This window comes from Winogradskya consettensis, assembly GCF_018332715.1.
GTDB classification, from domain to species: domain Bacteria; phylum Actinomycetota; class Actinomycetes; order Mycobacteriales; family Micromonosporaceae; genus Actinoplanes; species Actinoplanes consettensis.
Map to the genome: position 1 here is coordinate 15,792 of NZ_BOQP01000023.1, position 18,369 is coordinate 34,160.

Here is an 18,369-nt window from a genome sequence, read left to right on the forward strand (position 1 = left end):
TCATACCGTGGCGAGGGCCTGCGTCGGTGTCATGCGGGCAGCGCGCACGCAGGGGTAGACGCCCGCGAGCACGCCGACGGCCACCGCCCCGGCGACCCCGGCGACGAGGGACGACGCGGGGATCACGATCGGCCACCGCTGCCAGCTCGCGTAGCCGACGGTGGCGAGCAGGCCGAGCAGCGTGCCGGCCAGGCCGCCGATCGTGGCGAGGACGACCGATTCGGTGAGGAACTGGCCGCGGATCTGGCCGCGGGTGGCGCCGAGGGCGCGGCGCAGGCCGATCTCGGAGCGGCGTTCGAGGACGGACACGACCATCGTGTTGGCCACTCCGATGCCGCCGACGACGAGCGCGACCCCGGCGAGGGCGAGGAACAGCACCGACAGGCTGCTCTCGGTGGCGCGTTTGGCGGCGAGCGCGTCCGACGGGCGGGTGACCACGACCTGGCCCGGGCGTTCCGGGGAGATCGTCTCGGCCAGGACGCCGCGGACGGCCTCGAGCTGCGACTCCTCGCACGCGATGTAGAGGACGGTCGGGTGGCCGTCGAAGCGCAGCTCGGTGCGGGCCGTGTCCCAGCCGACCAGCACCGAGCGGTCGATGTCCGGCGACAGGGGCGTGGTGGCGAGGATGCCGATCACGGTGAACAGGCGGTCCGCGATCATCACCTGGGGTCCGGGGGTCCGGCCGGTGACCTCGGTGATGCCGAGGCGGGTGGCGGCGACCGAGCCGAGCACGACGGTGGGGAACGCGGCAGTGGCCGGGCTCAGCCACTTCCCGGAACGGACCCGCGCGTTGATCGCGGGGAGCAGGTCGATCTGCCCGGCGAGTACGGTCAGCCCGCTCCCGTCGGTCTCGTCGGTGCGGTCGTTACGGCGTACCCGTGTGTGGGTGTTGCCGACCCCGCTCACCGCCGTGACCGGGCCGATGCGCCGGACCATTCCCATGGCCGATTCCGGCAGTTGAGCCGGGGGGTCCTGATCCTGCACGGCCGTGGCCTGCAGCGTGTTCGTGCCCAGCGCGGTGAGGGTTTCGAGCAGTTTCGCCTGGCTGGACGCGGGGATGCCGGTCACCACGACCATCGTCGCGATGCCGACCGCGATGCCCAGCGCCGACAGGATCGCCCGCGCCGGCCGGGTCCGCAGGCCGATCAGACCCAGACCCAGAAGATCCAAGGGCGCCAGCCTGACCGTACGCACCTGAGCGCTCACTTGTTCACCAGGGGCTTGCCGTCGCGGACCAGGCGGCCGTCGCGGATCTCGATCTGGCGGGGCAGCGACGCGGCGATGTCCCGGTCGTGGGTGATCAGCACGATGGTGGTGCCCTCCTCGTTGAGCCGGCGCAGGAGCCCCAGCACCGCCTGCCCGGTCACGGTGTCGAGCGCGCCGGTGGGCTCGTCGGCCAGCACCAGCGACGGCTCGTTGACCAGAGCCCGCGCGATCGCGACGCGTTGTTTCTCGCCGCCCGACAGCTGCTGCGGGCGGTGGCCGGTGCGGTGGGCGAGACCGACCCGGGCCAGGGACTGCCGGGCGAGTTCCCGGCGCTGCCGGCGGGGAACCCCGGCGTAGAGCAGGCCCGCGGCGACGTTGTCCGTGGCGCTGAGCCCGTCGGCGAGGTGGAACTGCTGGAAGACGAAGCCGATCTCGCGGGCGCGCAGGGCGGACAGCTGCCGGTCGCTGAGCTTCGCGACGTCGTGACCGGAGATGCGTACGGTGCCCGAGGTCGGCCGGTCGAGGGTGCCGATGATGTTGAGCAGGGTCGACTTGCCCGACCCGGACGGGCCGACGATCGCGACGAGTTCCCCGGCGGCGATGTCGAGGGTGGCGCCGGCGAGGGCGGTGACGCCGCCGGGATAGATCATGCTCACGTCGCGTACTTCCAGGACGGGTCCTTCGGTCATGAGGAGACCACCACGGGCATGCCCTCGGTGAGCCCGTCGCCGGTCAGCTCGACCCAGCCGTCGGCGAACATGCCGGTCTGCACCGCGATCAGGCCGGCCGGGCCCTGCACGGCGTAGCCGCCCTCGGTGAGCGCCACGAGCGCCTCGACCGGGGCAGCGAGCACGCCCTTCGCCGAACGCCCGGGGAAGGTCACGTTCACGTCGGCGGCGTCGAGTTTGTCGAGGTCCTTCGGCTGGTCGGCGGTGACCGTCACGGTCAGCGTCGGCGGGCCGGTGCCGGCGTCACCCTCGGTGGCCAGTTTGCGGCCGACGGCGGTGACCCGGGCCTTGACCGTCTTCTCGTCGGGCAGGACCACCGTGACCTTCGCGCCCTGCTTGATCGAGCCGGCCTCGGTCAGCTGTGCGGCCACGGTGATGACCTTGCGGGTCGGGGTCACCGTCATCAGGTCCACGTTCGCCGGGGAGCCGGGCTGCACGGCCACGCCGTCGACCCGGACCGCGCCGCTGAGCACCTCGACGTCACCGACCGTGATCGTCCCGGTCTGAGGTAGGCCGGCGTCGTCCTGCCAGCTCTTGATCGCATTCTTCAACGACGCGGTCAGCACGCCCTCGCCATCCTTCACCTCCACCGGCTTGGTGGGCGGCGGAGTGGGCGGCGTACTCGGCGGGGTGGCTGCCGTGGGCTGGGGCACGGAGACCCAGGCGCCCTCCGACGGTTGGTGGCCGATCGAGTAGCCGAGCGCCGACAGGTTCGTGGCGATGATCTTCACGTCGCGGCCGACGAGGTTCGTGCCGGTGATGTCGCGGTAGAGCGGCATGCTCCCGTAGAACAGCGTCACGGGCCGGTCGTCCGCGCGGAACAGCTGCTTGCCCCGCTTGATCGTGGCACCGACCTGCGGCAGCCACGTCACCGTGGCTTCCTTGTGCCCGGCGAGGGGCCGTGGCGTGCCGTAGCCGAGGGTGCCGGGCAGCGACATCGTCGTGGACAGGTCCTTGCGTTCGAGCTGCGCCGTCGAGGCCGCCACGGTCTGCTCCGGCCGGGGTGCCGTGGCGGCCCGGTGCCGGCTCACGAGCACGACCGCCCCGACCGTCAGCGCCACCACGACGAGACCCGCGATCAGCCACCGGCCGAGCCTGCCCCGCCGCCGCGGAGGCGGTTCGGTGACGATCGGGATGAGCTCGGTGACGGCGTCTGGCAACGGAGGCATGCCGACGAGACTGGCCGGGACTCGTTAGAAAGATGTCAGGTAACGCCGGGAATGATCTCGCGCGGGCGGGGCGGGCCTATCATCGCCGCCATGGGTGCTCAGGTCCTGGTAGCCGATGACGATCCCCGCCAGGCCGAGGTGGTGCGCCGCTACCTGACCGCCGAGGGTCACACGGCCGTCGTGGTGCACGACGGGCGCGAGGCCCTCGACCAGGCCCGCCGGCTGCGCCCCGACCTCGTGGTGCTGGACGTGATGATGCCGAAGCTCGACGGGCTGCACGTGTGCCGGACGCTGCGGGCGGAGTCGGACGTCCTGGTGCTGATGCTGACCGCGCGGACCAGCGAGGAGGACCTGCTGCTCGGGCTGGAGCTCGGCGCCGACGACTACCTGACCAAGCCGTACAGCCCGCGGGAGCTGATGGCCCGGGTCCGGACCCTGCTGCGGCGGGCGTCGCGCGGGGCACCCGAGCAGGCCGTGCTGGGCGTACGCCGGATCGGGCGGATCGGTCTCGACCCCGCTCGGCACCAGGTGACCGTGGACGGCGTACCCGTCGAATGCACCCGGGGTGAGTTCGCGATCCTGGCCGCCATGGCCGAGCAGCCCGAGCGCGTCTTCACCCGCGCACAGCTGCTGCACCACACCCGCGGGATCGATCGCAGCTCGACCGAGCGCACGATCGACGTCCACGTGATGAACCTGCGCCGGAAGATCGAGACCGACCCGCAGCGCCCCGCCCAGCTGCTCACTGTCTTCGGCGTCGGCTACCGGCTCACCAGCGGCCTGTCCTGATGCCCAAGCGGGTGCCGTTGCGGCACAGCCTCGTGACGCGGCTGCTGGTGACGTCGGTTCTGATCGCGGTCGCGGCCATCGCGGCGACCGCCTGGCTCGCCACCACCACGGCGACCCGGGCGATCACCCAGGAACGGGGCCAGTCGCTCACCGACGACAAGGGCGTCTACGACATGCTCATCGGCTACGCGGCGACCCACGCGGACTGGTCCGGCGCCCCGGCGCTGATCGACGCGCGGGCGGCGAAGCTGGGCCGGCGGATCACCCTGATGACCGGTGACCGGGCGGTCATCGCCGACAGCGGCCCCGGTGGCCCGTCGCTGCGCGGCGCCCGCCCGTCGGCCGAGGTCGACCCGCTCGACCTGGACCTCGGCCTGACCGGGGGCACCGAACGCATCGACGCCCGCGTCGTCGGGCCGTTCAAGGTCGCGCCCGCCGACCGGAACGTACTGGACAAGATGGCCGCCGATCAGCTGAACTGCCTGCGCAAGGTGAGCCTGGACGCCAAGGTGGTGCGGCTGCCGAGCGGCCGTCCCACGACCACTCTCACCACGCCGGACCCCGACGGCGTGGCCTCCCGGTGCCGGCAGGAACTGGCCGAAGCCACGACCAAGTCCGAGGACAAGGCGCTGACCACGCTCGGGCAGTCCGTGGCCCGTTGCCTCGGCGTGCAGAACATGGTGGGGGTGGGGATCCGGCCCGACTTCACCACGTACATGTACAAGGTCCCGCAGCGCGACCTGCCGAGAACCCAGATCGCCGCTGCCCAGGAGCTGCTGGACGTGGGCGCCACCGGCCGGGTCAGCGGCTGTGTGGAGAAGTCGCGGCAGGCTCAACTCCGGCCGTACGTCGCACCGCCCGCACTGCTGTTCGTGACGAACCCGGCCACCGGCACCGACCAGACCACGTTCACCCTGTCCGGCGAGAACCGGACCCGGGTCATCGGGGTGACCGGCGCCGTCCTGCTCGCCACGATCCTCGCCACGGTCCTCGCCGGCCGCCGGCTGGTCCGGCCGCTGCGCGCCCTCACCGTGGCCGCCGACGGGCAGACCACCGCCCCGGTGTCGACGCACGACGAGATCGGCCGGCTCGCGCGCGCCCTCAACGACTCGGCGAGCCGCCGGGACCGGGCGGAGGCCCAGCGGCGGGCGATGGTCAGCGACGTGGCGCACGAGCTGCGTACCCCGCTGACCAACATCCGCAGCTGGCTGGAGGCCGCCCAGGACGACCTCGCCCCGACCGACGCCCAGCTGCTCGGCCTGCTGCACGAGGAGGCCCTGCTCCTGCAGCACATCATCGACGACCTGAGCGACCTGGCCGCCGCGGACGCGGGCACGCTGCGGATCCACCCCGAGCCGACCCCGATCCGTGACGTCCTCACGCAGGCGGTCGAGAGTCACCGGGGCACGGCGCACGCGGCCGGGGTGGAGCTGGTCTCCCTGGTCCGCGGCGACCCGGTGCTGCCCGCCGACGCCGTCCGCCTGCGCCAGCTGATCGGCAACCTCGTGTCGAACGCGATCCGCCACACCCCACCCGGCGGCACGGTCACGGTCGCGGCCCATCAGGGGACGATCACCGTACGCGACACCGGCATCGGCATCGCCCCCGAGAACCTCCCGAAGATCTTCGACCGGTTCTGGCGCGCCGACGAGTCCCGCAGCAGAGCCACCGGCGGCAGCGGCCTCGGCCTGGCCATCGCCCGCAAGATCGCCGAAGCCCACGGCGGCACCATCGCCGTCGAGAGCGAGCCGGATCACGGCACCCTGTTCACCGTCACGCTGCCGATCTAGGTCCAGTAGAGGATGCGGCAGGACGGGATGCGGGTGGCCAGTTCCTGCTCGAACCAGGTGCGCAGGGCGGTCATGGTCGCGCGCGGGTAGACGTACTTCACCGCTCCGAATTTGCCGTGTTTGCGGTCCCGGCTGCTCTCGTCCATCTCCAGCTGGGTGCGTGGGTACCAGCTCGTGAGGACGTCCTTGCTGCCGGGGGTGAAGCGATGGGTGATCAGCTCGGCGGTCAGGTCGAGCCCCGGCACGCCGTCCACCGCGTGCGCCACCTCGTCGAGCAGCAGGCCGTAGTGCTCCTGCCAGTCCGGTAACGCCATGATCGGCGCTATCGTCAGGCCCACCGGGTAACCCGCGAGTGCGAGGCGGCGCAGGGCGGCGAGCCGGTCCTCCAGGCGTACGGTGCCGCCTTCGAATCTTGTCGTCACCGAGAGGCAGTTGACGCTGAAGCGGACCCGGGTGCGGCCCGCGTGCGGTAGCGCGAGGAAGTCGTCGACACCGGCGAACTTGGTGGTCCACCGCAGCTGCACGTTCTCGTCCCACGCGCCGAAGAACTCGACGGCGCGCTGCCAGCTGCCGGTCAGGTGGTCGAGGGCGAGCGGGTCGGTGTAGCAGGACGCCTCGAAGGTGGTGCCTTCCTCGGGGCGGCGTTTCGCGGTTCCGGCGTACGCCGTGAGGCCTTCCAGGATGTCGTCGAGGTCGGCGTACACCCTGGTCACGGGTGGTCCGCTCAGTGACCCCGCCAGATAGCAGTACTGGCAGTGGGCCGGGCAGCCCTCCGCGAGGTCGACCCGCCAGTCCGCGCTCGGCGCGATCGGCTGCAGGGTGCGGCGCGACGGCGGGCTCACCACGATCGCGAGTGTCGACTTCGCCCGGGCGTACGTCTCGCGGTCTGTTTCGCCGCGCACCCCGGTCAGCCTGTTCCCGCTCAGCCGTTCGACCTCGAGGCCCCGCTCGGCGAGCCGCCGCATGATCCGCAACCCGTGCGGGTGGTCGTACGCCGCCGGCGTCGCCACCACCCGCCGCGGCATCCACCGCCGCCCCGGACCGGCCGCGCGGGCCGGTGGGGCGATCCCGGCCAGATCGTGGAGTTCCATGCGTTCGCCGCTCGCACTGTGCGGCGCCGCCGGTGCATCGGGGGCGAGCGGCTCAGTCAGGTCCATGCCCGGCGGGATACCCCTGGTCAGAGCGATATCACCGGCAGCTGTCACGTTTCGGGGGGCTACGCGGTCCTGTAGGTGGAACCACTGGGAAACAGGGAGCGTGTGACATGACGGAGAACCACCGGCACCGGGTCGTCATCATCGGGGCGGGCTTCGGGGGTCTCAACGCCGCCCGGGCGCTGCGGAAGGCACCGGTCGACGTCACGGTGATCAACGCGACCAACCACCACATCTTCGAGCCGCTGATCTACCAGGTAGCCGCCGGTGTCCTCTCCCCCGGTGAGGTCGCCGTCCCGATCCGCGAGGCACTCAGGCACCAGAAGAACACCGAGGTGCTCGTCGGCTGGGCGACCGACATCGACGCCGAGGGGCGCACGGTCACCGCGGCAGGGCCCGACGGCACCCGCTACCAGGTGCCGTACGACACCCTGGTGCTGGCGGCCGGCGCCACCCAGTCCTACTTCGGCCACGACGGGTACGGCCAGTGGGCCCCGAGCCTGAAGACCATGGACGACGCCCTCGAGATCCGCGCCCGCATCTTCGGAGCGTTCGAGGAGGCCGAGCTCGCAACCGACCCCCGGCAGGTCCAGCGCCTGCTGACGTTCGTGATCGTCGGTGCCGGGCCGACGGGCGTGGAGATGGCCGGGCAGATCGCCGAGATCGCCCACCGCACCCTGCCCGGCCGCTACCGCCGCATCGACCCGCGCACCGCTCGCGTCGTGCTCATCGACGCCGTCGACCGGGTCCTGCCGACCTTCGACGCGCGCCTGTCACAACACGTCCTGGAGAAGCTTCGCAAGATCGGCGTCGAGGTCCGCCTCGGCGAGAAGGTCGTCGACCTCGACGAGACCGGGGTCAAGGTGGAGTCCGCGCAGGGCACCGAACGGATCGAGGCCTTGACGAAGATCTGGGCCGCGGGCGTGGCGGGCACCACCCTGGCCCGGCGGCTGGCCGCGTCGGTCGGCGCCGAGACCGACCGGGCCGGGCGCATCCTCGTCGGTCCCGACCTCACCGTCCCCGGCCACCCGGAGATCTTCGTGCTGGGCGAGGCCATGAGCCTGCGCGACCTGCCCGGCGTCGCCCAGGTCGCGATGCAGGGCGGCACGTACGCCGGCCGCACCGTCGCCCGCCGCCTCACCGGCCGGTCCACCACCAAGCCGTTCTCCTACTTCGACAAGGGCAACATGGCCGCGGTGTCCCGCTTCTACGCCATCGCCGACCTGGGACCCGTACGCCTGACCGGGCTCATCGGCTGGCTCGGCTGGCTCGCCGTCCACCTCTTCTACCTGCCCCGCATGCGCAACCGCGTGACGGTCCTGCTGCGCTGGGCGGTCAGCTTCCTGGGCCGCGGCCGCTCGGAAGCCGTCATCACCTCCCAGCAGGTCCTCGCCCGCGACGCCCTCCGCCACGCCCCGGAAGCTCAGCGCGAGGTCGCCGCCCCGACCACGGAGAGCAGCTCCAGCCTGTCGTAGCTCTCGCTGCCCGGCGTCGCCGTGTAGACGACGAGCGACTGCGACTGATCCGGGTCGACCAGCATCTGACAGTGCAGCTCCAGCAGCCCGACCTGCGGATGCAGGAGCCGCTTCGGCGCGCAGTACGGCCCGGACACCGGGTGCCCCCGCCACAGCTCGGCGAACTCCGGACTGCGCGCCAGCAGCGCTTCCGCCAGCGCGGCTGCCTGCGACCCGGACCCGTCCCTGGTGTACGCCGCATGCAGATGAGCCGCGACCGCCCGGCTCTGCGCAGCGTGATCCTCCACGGGAAAGATCGCCCTGGCAGCGGGATCGGTGAACCACCGATAATGCTGACTCCGCGCCAATCCCGTGTGGACGCTGTCATCGCCGAGCAACGCCACCGCGAGCCGCGTCTGCCGCAACGTCTCCCCCACATGGCTGACCACCTGCGCCGCCGCCCCGTCGAGCCCATCCATGATCCGCATCATGCCCGGATTCACATGATCGGCCCGGCGCCCCCGCTGCGGCACCGCATACCCGCCGAGCTGGAACAGGTGGTCGCGCTCCTCCAGCGACAACCGCAGCCCCCGCGCCAGGGCGGCCAGCATCTGCTCCGACGGATGCGGCCCCCGCTTCTGCTCGAGCCGGTTGTAGTAGTCGATCGACATGTCCGACAGCACCGCAACCTCCTCCCGGCGCAACCCACCCGTGCGGCGCCGCTGCCCGCGCGGCAGGCCGACATCCTCCGGCTGCAACGCCTCGCGACGACTACGCAGAAACTCCGCGAGCCTGGCCCGGTCCATGCTGGTCACCTTCCTCTCGTCCGCCGACCGCCGAGACCCTCAGGTTAGGCTCGGCGCATGATCCGCGCGGTGGTGTTCGACGTCGGGTGGCCTGCTGCGGTCCTTGGCACTCCCCTGCGACTTGATCGCGACCTCGGACGACTGGGGTGTCGCGAAGCCTGATCCGGGCTTCTTCGAAGCGTTGGCCAGGGAAGTGCCGGCCGCTGCGGACGAGACGCTGTACGTGGGCGACCGCCTGGACAACGACATCCGGCCGGCGGCGCTGGCGGGCTTCAGGACGGCGCTGATCCGGCGGGGACCGTGGGCGACGATCCAGCAGGACGACGCCGACTCCGCCAGGCTACCGACGCTTCGGATCGACTCCCTGGCGGAGCTACCTGATCGGATCGCCGCGTTGCCATTCTCCTGACGTGGTGCCGCTCAAGTCCTCCAGCACCTGCCAGAGCCTTTCCTGGTCGCCGGGTCGCTGGGCGGAGGGGTAGACCTTGAGTTCGGTCGGGGCGCCGGTGAACTGGCCGAGGCCGTCGGGGCCGTAGAGGCGGCCGCCGTGGGCTTCGGGGCTGGTCGCGGCGTAGAGGACGGGCAGGACGCCGCGATCCACGGTCTGGGCGAGGAGGCCCCACCCGGCCAGGCGGCGCATGATCGCGTCGTGCGGCGAGGGCTTGGCGCGGCCCAGGTTCGGGCCGGACGCGTACAAATTGGTCAGGGTCGTGCCCGGGTGGGCCGCGTTGCTCACGATGCCCCAGCCCGCCAGATTGCTGCGCCGGTCAAGCTCCAGAGCAAAGATCAAATTCCCGAGCTTGGATTGACCGTACGCCCGGACAGGCCCATATTTCCCCAAGCCCTGCAGATCGTCGTAGTCGATCCGCCCCTGCCGCGCCGCGCTGCTCGTCAGCGTGGTGACCCGCGCGTGCCCGGCCCGCAGCAACGGCAACAACCGCCCGGTGAGAGCGAAGTGACCGATAACGTTGGTCCCGAACTGCAGCTCGAACCCGTCGCTGGTCGTGTGCCGCACGGGCGGCGCCATCACCCCGGCGTTGTTGACGAGGATGTCGATCGGCCGGCCCTCGCCGTTCATGGTCGTCGCGAACCCGGCCACCGACTCGAGCGACGCCAGATCGAGCGTCTCCAACCGGATCCGCGCCCCGGGGACCTGCGACCTCAGCCGTTCGGCGGCCGCCGCGCCCTTCACCGGGTTACGCACCGGAAGCACCACCTCGGCACCAGCCTGCGCCAGCCGCCCCGCCAGCGCGAACCCGACACCGTCACTGCCGCCGGTCACCACCACGAGCTTCTGCCGCAGATCCTGCACTTGTTCCACAACTGCTCCTCGATGAGGGGTATTTCCTCAAAGGGTCGCGCTGCGGAACAGCCGTAACCATGCCCTGGCAGTACATGCCTGCTCTATGACGCGCTCGCGCAGGAACTGATCAACATGACCGACGAGGACCGGCGCCTGCAGCCCGGCGCCCTCAGCGACGACTTCGCCGCGCAGCTGGCCCATCGGCGGATCACCGTCCGCAACGGCGACCGGCTGGCCGAGATCCTCGACGAACACGGGTGGCCACCGAGGAACTCGTCGGCCAGGAGGCAGCCCGCAGGGCGTGGCTGGTGGCATGGATCAGCGGCGGGCCGAGGTCGGCCTGGACCGTTCGCCGTCCATGTAGCGCGGCACGCCTGAGCTATCGGCTCCAGATAGGCGGCGGCGCTGATGTCCTCGGCAACCTCGGCGGTGACCGGCTTCGCACAGCAAGCCGGTCACGGCGCGCCCGACACCGCGATCATCACGACCCGTCACCGCGGCCAGATTGTGTATGTCATGCGCTGAACAATAATTGCCGCATTGTTGACATCAGACACCATCAGAAGTTGTGCCAATTCAAGTTTCGACGCAATATTCAGCCTCACTAACTGTAGTCCATTACACGTGGGCCCAACGCGACCACGATGCGTAGATCAAAGGTGATCTTCTCCCACTCGCGCGGAGTGAGTGGCTTGCCTGGCTGCGTGCTCGACCGGTCCGCTGTTCAGTCGTAGAAGAACAGCGCGAGATCTTCTACCGACCCGGGCCCTGCAGGAAAGCTCTCGGCCTGCGCAACGGCCCTCTCCGGTGGCACTTCACCGGGCAGAAGGCGCTTCATCCCGATCTCGCCCTGCTCGCCGATCGCATAGATCCCGGACTGCAGCTCCACCATGCCTGCCGGACGCCCGGGACGGCGTCCAGTAACGGGCCTGAGTTACCACCCACCGGCCGCGCTGCCCGCCTCACCCAGCGCTTCCCCAGGCGGCTTCGATGATCGGAAGGTAGCGCATGACCTGCTCGCGGTCGCTGTCCTTCTCCGGTTCGGTCAGGTCGGCGTACGGCGTGGCGATCTGCCGCTCCCATCGCGCGACCAGCTCGGCCGGGATCACCAGTGAGCCGTCCGCGGTCCGGGCGCAGCGGGAGTGCAGGTAACGCTGCCAGTGCGACCATCGCTCGTGTTCCATCGCCGCGAGGATCTCGACCACGTCCGGTCCGGTCATCTACAGCAGTCCTTTGTCGACGAGGCGCCAGTAGTGCCGCCCGAGCGGGGTCAGGCGGCACGACTTGCTCAGCATGGCCGCGTGCCACATGTGCGGGGCGCCGACGGGAAGCAACAGGTTGACTTTCACATAGTTCTGCAGGACCCGGAAGGTCGCCGTGTGCGTCGGATCGGGCGGCGGGATCGCCGGGTCGGCTGCCTGCTCCGCCGAACGCTCCGGTTCGTACGAGGGATCGAGTGCGAAGTCGTGGCCGGGTTCGGGAAAGTGGGTCGTCAGGGCGCGCAGTTCGTCGGACGCGAGCGGCGGTGGCACCGTCCGGAGTGAGACGAACCGCCGGACGTTCGTCTTGAAGACGGGCCGTTGCATCCACGGGCCGAGCGACTGGTCGATGTGCGCGTAGACACTGCCCGGGGTGATGTCGCCGACCAGATTGGCGGCCGCACCGTGGAGAGCATCGACGAGCAGGCTGGTGAAGACGCCCGCCCCGCCACCGGGCGTCTCCTCGGCGAACTGGTCCTCGGTCGAGGCCGTGAGCACCGTCATCCCGCTGGTGACCTCCGCCAGACCCCGGGTGAGCGGGTGGTCGGCGGCGATCCCGCTGCGGCAACTGTCGAGGATGATCACCCGGTTGGTCGCCGCGGACCTGTTCGCGAACGTCATCACCTCGGCGAGCGCGAGCCCGTCGTTGCCGTCCCTGCTGTCGCTGCCGCAGAGGAAGCCACCGGCGTCGTCCACCGAGCCGTGGCCCGCGAAGTAGAACAGCGCGATCTCGGCGTCGCCGCTGAAGAGCCGGCGCACCGCATCCCGCAGCCCGGCCCGCAGGACCCGGCCCGACGGTGACGAGCTGGTGAGGACCCGCGGATCGGCGAAGTTCACGCTGCCGTCCGCGTGGCGTCCGAGTGCCGCACTCACCGCCCGCGCGTCGTTGACACAGCCGGTCAGCCTGGGGAGGTGCGTGTAGTGGTCGATGCCGACGATCAGTGCCTTGCGCATCCGTCTCCCTGTTCCGTGGCTCGTCCGGGTGGCTCAGTGCAGCTGGGCGACGCTTCCCTCCACGCCGACGAAGAGATGCCCGGCCCGGGTGACACACATCGACGTGACGCCGGTGTACGGCAGCGGCACCCGCACGAGCAGGCCCGTCGCGGACACCAGGGTCACCCGTTCGTGTCCCTGCACCGCGAACCAGCCGTTGCTCGCGGCGACCAGGGCCCCGGGGTCGGACAGCAGGAGCTGGCCACCCGGCGCGACCGTGCCCGACTGATGCCGCACGACCCGGTCCTGTGTGGGGGCGAGCACCCACAGCACGGGGCCCTGGGCGACCACCTGCTGCGGGCCGGTGACCGTCGCCACCGTGCCGGCCGGCGTCAGGTCCCGCGTGCTCAGGGACACGATCTTGCCGCGGTCGACGAGCGGCACCACGAAACGGTCGCCGGAGACCGTCACGCCCCAGGGGATGCCCGCGACCGTCCGCTTGCCGACCTGCCTGCCGTCGCGGGCCGACACCGCGATCACCTCACGCCGGCCCGGCACGGTGGTCACCAGAAGGTCCCCGGCCAGCGCCAGGCCCCGCAACCCCGGGAGGAGCCTCGCCGTCCAGAGCGGGCGGTGGGTGGACAGGCTCACCGCTGTCACGACGCCGGTGACAGGGGATTCCCCGTACGCCACCCCGTCGTGCACGATGAGATCGTCGACGGCGTCGTTCGACGTACCGAGGAGCTTCACCTCCTTCTCCGCCGGATCGACCTTGACGATCCCGAACCGGTCGATGACCGCGTAGAGCTCGCCGGTGACGTCGTCCTCCGCCAGCCAGGTGGCGGTGCCCTGCCCCGTCGTCACGACGGGGAAGTCGTGCGTGTTGATCCCGGTGACGAACGTCGTCACGAGCAGCACGACGGCGGTCAGCACCGAGGAGAGCAGCCAGGGCATGACCGTCCACCTGCGGTACACGGGCACGTAGACCGGGGCGCGGCCCGGCGCGTAGACCTCGACCGCCGGCGGTGGCGTGGGGCCGGCCGACGGCACCGGCCGGTCGCCCGCCGCCCGGTGCCGGAACCCGGCCATGATCTCGCGGACCACCGCGGTCGCCGGGGCCGGCTGACCGGTCAGCAGCACCGCGGCGTGCACGGCCGCCTCGTACCCGACGTCGTCCGGCGCCCGCGCGGTGAAGATCACCGCTCGTTCCGGGCCGGCGTTCTGCATGATGAGCAGCACATCGGTGCCGCGGGTCGCCCGCAGCATCCGGTCCCAGGGGATGCCGAGTTCGCGGGAGAGCAGGGCCAGGCGACGGCGTTGCTCACGCCGGCCGCATGGAGGGACCAGGAACAAGGCCTTGTGCAGCGCACCGAGCGCCTGCACCTCGCGCAGCTCGATGACCAGTGACTCGGTGCGGCCCACGACCATGCACACCAGGGCAGAGTCCCTGATCAGGTCGCGCACGCCCGCCCGCCAGCCGTCCATCGGAAACTGCTGACGCACCGCGCCGAGGGCCGGGGGAAGGCGTTCGCCGGGGCGGCTGAGCGCGATGACCGGGCCGATCGTCGACAGTGCCGTGGCGATGATCTCCTCGAAACGCTCCCAGCGGCGCAGGCAGATCCGGTCGACGATGGAGGCCCGGTCGAGGCGCCGGGCGCGGACCCGTCGCTTGTCGTCGGCGAAGGAACGTAACAGCACGATGTGCCGGCCGGGCGAGCTCTGCGCCTCCTGGCTGACCCGGCGCATCGCGAGGCGCCGCACGAACATCAGGGGGATGACAGCGCCGGCCAGGACAGCGAGCGCGGCCACGATTCCCAGGGACGCGATCCTCGCGATCTGATAGTCGGGTCCGGCCGGGTTCAGGCCGAGCCCGGCGTACGCGAGCGACACGCCGGCGATCAGGAACGCCCCCGCGACGAAGGCTGCCGTGACGACCAGTCCGCCGACGGCGAACAGCCGGCTGAGCCCCCGGAACGGGCGCGGTGTGTAACGCCCCCGGGTGCCGTGCAGGATCCGCGACTCGGCCACGGTCATCAGGCAGAACGCCGCCAGGAGCAGCGCCGCGGTCGCGTACAGGCCGATGGGGAGGGCTTCGATCCACCGTAGGAGCCACACGTAGACCGCGAGCTTGAACAGGGTCAGCGCGGTGCTCTCGGACAGCGCGAGCCGGGCTGCCGGGTCGACGGAGACCAGGTAGGGGTCGCCCGCTTCCCGCCGCCGGAACCGCCGGCGCAGCCGCCGCCAGGTCGCCCGATCGACCAGGGCGAGCGGGAGCGCGAGCACCAGCGGCAGGATCAGAGCGGTCAGCAGCAACCAGCGGTCGATGCTGGCCTTGGCATAGTGCTGGGAATTGACCACCGGCGGTGCGGGCACATATCCGCCGACGAGGCTCAGTTGCCGGGTCATCAGCCGCTGCGCCACCTGCGGCACCATTTCGGCGGCGCTCGCGCCACGCATTCTCACCGAGACCAGAATGCCGATGTTGCCTTTCTCGGACAGCATGCAGAATGCGGCATGATTATCCCCTTTATCGACGAATCCGGCGCTGGCAGCCGCCAGGGCGGCGGGAACGGGAACGGGTGTCTCGATCCCGCAGTTCTCGTGAAACATCCGGTGATAGCGGGGCCGGGTCACCTCGACGGAACGCAGGAGCACATAACGCGCCTGATCCGTGCTGACCCATTCCCGCTGCCATCCCGCGACGATCGCGGCATTACGGGTGTCGGCGACGAGAGGACCGTTACTGGTCCACATCTTCGAATCGGGCGGCCGATCCTGCAGGGCGATCATGTCGGTGCCCAGCGCCGATGTCACGTCGGCGGTGGTCAGCATCCGCGAGGCCAGGGCAGGCGGGCGGAAGGGCACTTCCGGAGCCGGCGGCGGGGCGGCGTTGAAGCCCGGCGACGTCCGGATCGCCAGCCCGATGCCGAGCAGCGACACCACGCTCAGTGCGATCCACGCGGCCCGGCGCCGCCCCGACCCGCCCTGAACCGCCTCGGGCACTGACTCGGGCACTGACTCGGGCACTGGCTCGGGCACTGGCTCGGGAGGAGCCTTGGGATCTTCCCGGGCGGTCAGCGCGGGCAGAGCCTCGAGGGTGGTGCCCAGGATCTCCGACTGCACGAGTTCCAGCAGCGCGTCCGGGGTCAGCCCGTGCCGGGTCAGCCCCCGGGTCGCGCCACAGCCCGGGGCGGCGACGAGCGCGACGGCGAGCAGGCCCGTCGATGCAGGCGGCAGGTCGTAGGCCCGTCTTACCGACTCGAGAAAAGCGAGCGCATCGGCCAGCTCCGCGGTCACGGAAATGTTTTCCCAATGGGTCGCCGCCCGCGAATCATCATCCGGGTAATGCGCGAGGTCGAGGGCGCGCGGCTCACCGGTGTGCAGCCAGAGCCGTTCCCAGCTCGCCCGGTGATCCACATCGGGCAGCGCCGCGAATACCGCCGCGGTGCTCAGCGGAAGACCGGCAGGTTGCCGGCCGGCGGCGAGCCGCAGCACCGAAATCACGGCATCGCTGAGCACCGGTGTCGAATCCATTCAGGACTCCCGCGCAATTGTGGTGCAGGGAGCCTCACATTAGTGCTGAGCCAGGGGAAACAAGTGGCCCGAACAGACCACACCCCACACCGAACGGCCGCCGCGTTTCACGGGCCGGAGATCAGGCGCATGGCGAGGTCCGGGCTGAAGGTGCCGGCGGGGATGGTGGGGGCGGTGCCGCAGAGGCCGTCCGAGGTGCCGACGGTTTTGATCCACAACAGCATTTCGGCGCCGCCGCCCACCTGGGGGTGGGTGCCGAGTTTGCGGCCGGCCGGGTTGCACCAGACCCCGTTGCTGCCGTTGCCGTTGCGGCTCGAGTCGATGATGAAGGGTTTTGCTGAGCCGAGGGCGGCGTTGACGTTGTTGGCGTAGGTGATGGACGACGCGGTTGTGTAGTAGTTGGAGACGTTGACCGCGAAGCCGCGCAGGGCCGACACGCCGGCATTGCGCAGATAGGTCGCCATGGTGGCCGGCGCGACCCAGCCCGCGTTGCCCGCGTCGAGGTAGGCCCAGGTGTTCGTGGAGCGGGTGGCGAACTGGTTGGCGGCGAAGTTCAGCAGGGCGTTGCGGGCAGTGATCTGGGCGGACGTCATGCAGGAGTAGTCGCCGAACGCGTCGGGTTCGATGATGACGATTGCCGGGCGGGTGCCGATGGAGTCGGCGAAGGCGGCGATCCAGGTGCGGTAGGCGGCGTCGGAGCCGGCGCCGCCTCCGGAGTGGCCGCCGCAGGCGTCGCGGCCGGGCAGGTTGTAGGCGACCAGGATGGGGAGTTTGCCCGCGTTGGCGCCGCGGCCGACGTAGGCGCCGACCGCCGTGCCGATGCTGCCGGAGGAGTTCGTGAACCATTTCGCGATGGGATAGTTCCCGATCTGGGCTTTGATGGTCGCGGCTCGCGAGTCTGACGGGTTCGCCTTCACCCAGGTGTTGGGGACGGAGTCCGGGTCGACGAGGAAGCCGTTGGTGGCGCCGAGCGGGTCCGCAGCTGCGAAAGCGGGGTCAGGAGCGGCAGTCACGGTGAGGAGAGCGGCGAGAGCGAGGGTGAGGGCACGTTTCATCATGGCTTCTCCCGTGTTAAGCAGGGATGACAACGATGAACAGGAATGCGTGGGGTGGCCAATGAAGTGGTCAATCTCGATCAGATCGGATCAAACGTGAACACGGCGAACTTCCTCAACGTGCAGCGGCGCGAGCGGCTCCTCGCGGAGTTGCACAAGCACGGCGCCGTACGCGTGACGGAGCTGGCCGTCCTGCTGCGGGTCAGCCCGATCACGATCCGGCGCGACATCGCCACCCTCGCGAGGGAGAAGCGGCTGACCAGGGTGCACGGCGGCGCCATGCTGCCTCTGGACGCGGCGCGCAGCCCCCAGCCCGTCCAGCGGCTGACGCTGGGGATGATCGTGCCCAGTCTGGACTTCTTCTGGCCGCAGGTCATCACGGGCGCCCGGACCGCCGCCGCGATGCTCGGTGTCGACCTGCGGTTGCGGGGCTCGAGCTACGACCCGGCCGAGGATCGGCGGCAGATCGCCCAGCTGATGGATGCCGAGCGCCTCGACGGCCTGCTGGTCGCCCCGGACATGCGCGACGACCTGAGCGGGATCGGCGCGCTGCCCGTGCCGTGCGTGCTGGTGGAGCGGGCGGCGCCGGCCTGGGGGCCGAACCCGCGGCCGCTGGAGTCGGTGCGCAACGATCACGACGCCGGGGTGGAGGTCGCGCTGCGGCACCTCGCCGCGCAGGGGCACCGCCGGGTCGGGCTGATCGCCACGCCGCTGAGCCCGAACGCCGAGTTGATCGAGCACGCTTTCGAGCTCGGGTGCCCGGTCGCGGGGCTCAGTGCGGAGATCAGGATCCGGGATTCGCTGCGTACGGACACCGCGCTCGCTGTCGAGGTGCTGCGGCTGTGCCGGTTGACGCGGACCACGGCCCTGATCGTGCACAGCGACCCGGACGCCATCGCGCTGAGCCGGGCGGCGGCCGCTCACGGCGTACATATTCCTGATGATCTGGCTCTGATCTCCTATGACGACGAGACGGCGCACCTGGGGGAACCGCCGCTGACCGCGGTGCGGCCGGCGAAGGGGCAGATCGGGCGGATGGCGGTGGAGATGGTCGTGTCGCGGCTGGGTGAGGGTGATCGGCGACCGGCGAACCGGCTGCTGCTCGTGCCCGATCTGATCGTGCGCCAGTCGTCGCTCAGCCGGCACTGATCACTTCTGATCGTTTCCGATCGGGCCCGATCAGGTCGTG

At 70.8% G+C, this 18,369-nt stretch carries 17 protein-coding genes; 5 read left to right on the plus strand and 12 right to left on the minus strand.

Going from position 1 to position 18,369, the window contains the following annotated elements; genetic code table 11:
• Genes Aco04nite_RS22335 through Aco04nite_RS22345 form a run of 3 tightly spaced genes read right to left on the minus strand, consistent with a single transcriptional unit; the run spans position 1 to position 3,103 of the window.
• A complete protein-coding gene (locus Aco04nite_RS22335) occupies positions 1-1,170 on the minus strand; it encodes an ABC transporter permease (RefSeq protein WP_244876197.1) in 1,170 nt (389 codons plus the stop codon).
• A 32-nt stretch (positions 1,171-1,202) separates the two neighbouring features.
• The gene (locus Aco04nite_RS22340) at positions 1,203-1,895 is read right to left on the minus strand and encodes an ABC transporter ATP-binding protein (protein ID WP_212999196.1); all 693 of its coding nucleotides are present in this window, start codon (positions 1,893-1,895) and stop codon (positions 1,203-1,205) included.
• Entirely contained in the window at positions 1,892-3,103 is a 1,212-nt protein-coding gene (locus tag Aco04nite_RS22345) for an efflux RND transporter periplasmic adaptor subunit (protein WP_212999197.1), read from the minus strand. The genes Aco04nite_RS22340 and Aco04nite_RS22345 overlap by 4 nt, the downstream gene beginning before the upstream one ends.
• Before the next feature lie 90 nt (positions 3,104-3,193).
• Here Aco04nite_RS22345 and Aco04nite_RS22350 point away from each other — a divergent pair, with 90 nt between their 5' ends.
• Positions 3,194-3,892, plus strand: a complete 699-nt coding sequence (locus tag Aco04nite_RS22350) for a response regulator transcription factor (RefSeq protein ID WP_212999198.1) — start codon at positions 3,194-3,196, stop codon at positions 3,890-3,892.
• Complete coding sequence (locus Aco04nite_RS22355; RefSeq protein WP_212999199.1) at positions 3,892-5,682, plus strand: sensor histidine kinase; 1,791 nt, start codon at positions 3,892-3,894, stop codon at positions 5,680-5,682. The genes Aco04nite_RS22350 and Aco04nite_RS22355 overlap by 1 nt, the downstream gene beginning before the upstream one ends.
• Here Aco04nite_RS22355 and Aco04nite_RS22360 read toward each other — a convergent pair.
• Complete coding sequence (locus tag Aco04nite_RS22360; protein WP_212999200.1) at positions 5,679-6,839, minus strand: spore photoproduct lyase family protein; 1,161 nt, start codon at positions 6,837-6,839, stop codon at positions 5,679-5,681. The two genes, Aco04nite_RS22355 and Aco04nite_RS22360, sit on opposite strands and share 4 nt — an antisense overlap.
• A 107-nt stretch (positions 6,840-6,946) precedes the next feature.
• Here Aco04nite_RS22360 and Aco04nite_RS22365 point away from each other — a divergent pair, with 107 nt between their 5' ends.
• Complete coding sequence (locus Aco04nite_RS22365; protein ID WP_212999201.1) at positions 6,947-8,311, plus strand: NAD(P)/FAD-dependent oxidoreductase; 1,365 nt, start codon at positions 6,947-6,949, stop codon at positions 8,309-8,311.
• Here the strand turns inward: Aco04nite_RS22365 and Aco04nite_RS22370 are convergent.
• Entirely contained in the window at positions 8,260-9,096 is an 837-nt protein-coding gene (locus Aco04nite_RS22370; protein ID WP_212999202.1) for a helix-turn-helix transcriptional regulator, read from the minus strand. The genes Aco04nite_RS22365 and Aco04nite_RS22370 overlap by 52 nt on opposite strands.
• A gap of 103 nt (positions 9,097-9,199) precedes the next feature.
• Here Aco04nite_RS22370 and Aco04nite_RS22375 point away from each other — a divergent pair, with 103 nt between their 5' ends.
• A complete protein-coding gene (locus Aco04nite_RS22375) occupies positions 9,200-9,505 on the plus strand; it encodes an HAD family hydrolase (protein WP_280519368.1) in 306 nt (101 codons plus the stop codon).
• Here the strand turns inward: Aco04nite_RS22375 and Aco04nite_RS22380 are convergent.
• From Aco04nite_RS22380 to Aco04nite_RS22410, 7 genes are all read right to left on the minus strand, one after another.
• Complete coding sequence (locus tag Aco04nite_RS22380) at positions 9,470-10,417, minus strand: SDR family oxidoreductase (RefSeq protein ID WP_212999203.1); 948 nt, start codon at positions 10,415-10,417, stop codon at positions 9,470-9,472. The two genes, Aco04nite_RS22375 and Aco04nite_RS22380, sit on opposite strands and share 36 nt — an antisense overlap.
• Before the next feature lie 27 nt (positions 10,418-10,444).
• Entirely contained in the window at positions 10,445-10,654 is a 210-nt protein-coding gene (locus Aco04nite_RS22385; protein ID WP_212999204.1) for a hypothetical protein, read from the minus strand.
• 469 nt (positions 10,655-11,123) lie between these two features.
• A complete protein-coding gene (locus tag Aco04nite_RS22390; RefSeq protein WP_212999205.1) occupies positions 11,124-11,291 on the minus strand; it encodes a hypothetical protein in 168 nt (55 codons plus the stop codon).
• Positions 11,292-11,361: 70 nt separating this feature from the next.
• Entirely contained in the window at positions 11,362-11,619 is a 258-nt protein-coding gene (locus Aco04nite_RS22395; RefSeq protein ID WP_212999206.1) for a hypothetical protein, read from the minus strand.
• Positions 11,620-12,612, minus strand: coding sequence for a caspase family protein (locus Aco04nite_RS22400; protein ID WP_212999207.1), 993 nt, complete (start codon positions 12,610-12,612; stop codon positions 11,620-11,622).
• 33 nt (positions 12,613-12,645) lie between these two features.
• Positions 12,646-16,125, minus strand: coding sequence for a PQQ-binding-like beta-propeller repeat protein (locus tag Aco04nite_RS22405; protein ID WP_212999208.1), 3,480 nt, complete (start codon positions 16,123-16,125; stop codon positions 12,646-12,648).
• A gap of 107 nt (positions 16,126-16,232) precedes the next feature.
• On the minus strand, positions 16,233-17,183 hold the full coding sequence (locus Aco04nite_RS22410; protein ID WP_212999209.1) for a glycoside hydrolase family 6 protein: 951 nt from the start codon (positions 17,181-17,183) through the stop codon (positions 16,233-16,235).
• A gap of 93 nt (positions 17,184-17,276) precedes the next feature.
• Between Aco04nite_RS22410 and Aco04nite_RS22415 the strand changes: the two genes are divergently transcribed.
• Positions 17,277-18,329 carry a substrate-binding domain-containing protein gene (locus Aco04nite_RS22415; RefSeq protein ID WP_244876199.1) on the plus strand — a complete coding sequence of 351 codons (1,053 nt, stop codon included), beginning with the start codon at positions 17,277-17,279 and terminating at the stop codon, positions 18,327-18,329.
• The last annotated feature ends 40 nt before the right edge of the window (positions 18,330-18,369 follow it).